This is a genomic window from Zobellella denitrificans, assembly GCF_002237365.1.
GTDB classification, from domain to species: domain Bacteria; phylum Pseudomonadota; class Gammaproteobacteria; order Enterobacterales; family Aeromonadaceae; genus Oceanimonas; species Oceanimonas denitrificans.
Window position 1 is genome coordinate 1 of record NZ_NMUO01000158.1, and the last position, 3793, is coordinate 3793.

At 67.7% G+C, this 3793-nt stretch carries 3 protein-coding genes; all 3 read left to right on the top strand.

Annotation, left to right across the window (positions count from 1 at the left end):
* A partial coding sequence (locus tag CGX12_RS18875) for a DNA internalization-related competence protein ComEC/Rec2 (RefSeq protein ID WP_142995710.1) occupies window positions 1-1338 on the top strand: 1338 nt, incomplete at its 5' end.
* 27 nt (window positions 1339-1365) lie between these two features.
* Window positions 1366-3117 (top strand): lipid A ABC transporter ATP-binding protein/permease MsbA, encoded by a 1752-nt coding sequence (msbA, locus tag CGX12_RS18880; protein ID WP_094041418.1) that lies wholly within the window; start codon window positions 1366-1368, stop codon window positions 3115-3117.
* A partial coding sequence (gene lpxK / locus CGX12_RS18885) for a tetraacyldisaccharide 4'-kinase (protein WP_094041419.1) occupies window positions 3117-3793 on the top strand: 677 nt, incomplete at its 3' end. The genes msbA and lpxK, both read left to right, overlap by 1 nt.

The following is a 3793-nucleotide window of genomic DNA, read 5'->3' on the forward strand; positions in this document are numbered from 1 at the left end:
GCGCTGACCGGCTGGGGCCGCTTCTGGAGCGGGCGGCGCATCCTGCTGGTGACCATGGCGCTGCTGCTGGCCGGCATGCCCTGGCTGGCGCTCAACCAGGGCTTCTGGCTGTCGGTACTGGCGGTGGCGGCCCTGCTGGCGAGCGCCGGCTGGCTGGGCGGACGCAGCCTGTGGCGGCTGCAACTGGGGTTGACCCTGTTGCTGCTGCCGCTGGTCATGGTGCTGTTCGGCGGCCTGAGCTGGCTGTCGCTGCCGGTCAACCTGCTGCTGATCCCGCTGTTTTCCCTGTTGTTCATTCCGCTGTTGTTGCTGGCCTGCCTGGCGCTGGTGCCCTTACCGGGGTTGGCGCGGCCGGTGCTGGCGTTGCTGGATGGCCTGTTCGCGCCCCTGATGGCGTCGCTGCACTGGCTGGAGCAGGTGCTCTCGCCCTGGCTGGTATTGTCGGCCTTTGGCCAGGGCGCCCTGCTGCTGGCCCTGCTGGTGCTGCCGGCGGCGCTGTTGCCCGGGGGGCGCGGGGTGGCGGGCCTGGCGCTGTACCTGCTGCTGTTGCTGCCCTGGTCCCGGCCGGCCTGGGAGGTGCGGGTGCTGGACGTGGGCCAGGGCCTGTCGGTGCTGGTGACACAGGGGCGGGAGGCGCTGTTGTACGACACCGGCAACCGTTTCCCCACCGGCTTCAACATGGCCGATGCGGTGATCCTGCCATTGTTGGGACACCTGGGGATCGAGCGCCTGGAATACCTGGTGGTGAGCCACGACGACAGCGATCACAGCGGCAACCGGGACTACCTGGCGTCCGTGCTGCCGGTTACCTACCGCCGCGGCGCCTGGCCCGACGGCCAGCATTGCCGGGCCGGGCAGAGCGAACAATGGGGCCGGCTGCGCCTTCGGGTGCTGTGGCCGGTCGAGCCGAGCGGCCACAGCAACAACGACTCCTGTGTGCTGCATATTGGCGACGGCCGGCTGTCGCTGCTGCTCACCGGCGACATCGAGGCGCCGGCCGAGCGGGCCCTGCTCGCCACCGGCCAGGCGCTGGGCGCCCAGTTGCTGTTGAGCCCGCACCACGGCAGCCGCAGCTCTTCCACCGAGGCCTTCAACCGGGCGGTGGCGCCGGACTGGGTGGTGCATACCGCCGGCTTTTACAACCGCTGGGGCTTTCCCTCGCCGGAGGTGGTGGCCCGCTTCGAGCGCCAGGGGGTGGCGCAGCTCACCACCGGCGAGCACGGCATGGTGCACCTGGCGGCGGACGGCCACCACTGGCGGCTGCTGAATCCCAGGCGCTCCGGTGCCTGGTATCATCGGCTCAATGCTTGGTTGCAGGAGGCGAAGCCGTTAGAATAGCGCCTTGTTTTTCAAGGCAGAGACCTTATGTCCCAAGATGCACACTCCTCCTCCTGGCCGGTGCTCAAGCGCCTGCTCGGCTATGTGAAGGAGCGCAAGCTCGGTCTGGTGGCCGCCATCATCGGCATGGCCGGCTACGCCGCCGTCGACACCACCTTCGTCTATTCCATCAAGCCGCTGATCGACGAGGGCCTGACCGGCCAGGATCCGAACGTGCTGAAATGGATGCCGCTGTTCGTGATCGGCATCGTCTTCCTGCGCGGGGTCTGTACCTTCCTGTCCGGCTACTGCATGGCCTGGGTCGGCAACCATGTGGTGATGACCCTGCAGCAGCAGGTGTTCAACAAGCTGATGGCCATGCCGGTGGCCTTTTTCGACCGGCACAACACCGGCAACCTGTTGTCCAAGGTGACCTACGACGCCTCCCAGGTGTCGTCCGCCGCCAGCTCCACCCTGGTGACCCTGGTGCGGGAAGGGGCCACCGTCATCGGCCTGCTGGGGCTGATGTTCTACCATTCCTGGCAGTTGTCATTGATCTTCTTCCTGGTCGGGCCCGTGGTGGGGGTGATGATAGCGGTGATCAGCCGCCGTTTCCGCCGCATCAGCCGGGGCATGCAGGACGCCATGGGCAACATCACCAGCAGCACCGAGCAGATGCTCAAGGGCCACAAGGAAGTGCTGATGTTCAACGGCCAGCAGGTGGAGTCGGGGCGCTTTTTCGGCGTCAGCAACAAGGTGCGCCAGCAGAACATGAAGATGGTGGCGGCGGATTCTATCGGCACCCCATTGGTGCAGGTGATCGCCTCCACCGCCCTGGCCATACTGCTCTACGTGGCCACCTTCGAGGATATTCAGGAACAGCTGACGCCGGGCACCTTCACCGTGATCGTCACCTCCATGATGATGCTGATGCGCCCACTCAAGAGCCTGACCCAGGTGAACGCCTCCTACCAGCGCGGCATCGCCGCCTGCCAGAGCCTGTTCGAGCTGCTCGACAGCGACGGCGAGCAGGACGAGGGTGACAAGCCGCTGGCCAGGGCCCAGGGCCGGATTGAGTTCGATCATGTCACCTTCCGCTATCCCACCAAGGACACCCCGGCGCTGAAGGACGTCAGCCTGAGCCTGGCGCCGGGCAAGACCATCGCCCTGGTGGGCCGTTCCGGCTCGGGCAAGAGCACCATCGCCAGCCTGCTGACCCGCTTCTACGACGTGGACCAGGGCGAGATCCGCCTGGACGGGGTCGATATCCGCCAGTACCGGCTGAGCGATCTGCGCCGCCAGTTCGCCCTGGTGTCCCAGCACGTGCACCTGTTCAACGACACCATCGCCAACAACATCGCCTATGCGGCCCAGGGCGAGTACAGCCGCGAGCAGATCATCGCCGCGGCCAAAATGGCCTACGCCGATGAATTCATCCAGAAACTGGATCAGGGCTACGACACCGTGATCGGCGAAAACGGCGCCAGCCTCTCCGGCGGCCAGCGCCAGCGCATCGCCATCGCCCGGGCCATGCTGCGCAACGCGCCGCTGCTGATCCTGGACGAAGCCACCTCGGCGCTGGATACCGAGTCCGAGCGCCATATCCAGGCGGCGCTGGAGGCATTGCGCAAGGACAGGACGGCCCTGGTGATCGCCCATCGCCTGTCCACCATCGAAAACGCCGACGAGATCCTGGTGATCGACGAGGGCCGGGTGGTGGAGCGGGGCACCCACGCCGAGTTGCTGGCACGCCAGGGCGCCTACGCCCAGCTGCGCAGCATCCAGTACGGCGAGGCCTGATGCGGGCCTGGTACAAGGCGCCCACCTGGCTGTGGCTGCTGGCGCCGCTGAGCGCCCTGTTCGCCCTGGTGAGCGGCCTGCGCCGCTGGCTGTTCCGGCGCGGTTTCAAGGCCGTGTACCGGGCGCCGGTGCCGGTGATAGTAGTGGGCAACCTCACCGTGGGCGGCAACGGCAAGACGCCGCTGGTGGTCTGGCTGGTGGAGTGGCTGCGCGGCCAGGGCTACCGGCCCGGGGTGATCAGCCGGGGCTACGGCGGCAAGGCCGAGCGCTATCCCCTGGTGCTGGATAAGACCACTCCCGCCGCCGAGGCCGGCGACGAGCCGGTGCTGATCCACAGACGCACCGGCTGCCCGGTGGTGGTGGGGCCCAACCGGGGCGAGGCGGCCGCCCGGCTGGTGGCGCTGGGGGTGGACATCATCGTCAGCGACGACGGCCTTCAGCATTACGCCCTGGCCCGGGACATCGAGCTGGTGGTGGTGGACGGCAAGCGTCGTTTCGGCAACGGCCACCTGCTGCCCATGGGGCCCCTGCGCGAGGGGCTGTGGCGGCTCGGCCGGGTGAGTGCCGTGATCAACAACGGCGGCCCGGCCCGGGCCGGGGAATTCCTGATGCAGCTGGCGCCGGTCAAGGACAAAGCCCAGTTGCTCCAGGGTCGCGAAAAAGCGCGGCGGATGGC

What these genes read in the sequence shown, in the direction of transcription:
- msbA (WP_094041418.1), top strand. Translation starts at nt 1,366, where the DNA reads ATGTCCCAAGATGCACACTCCTCCTCCTGGCCGGTGCTCAAGCGCCTG.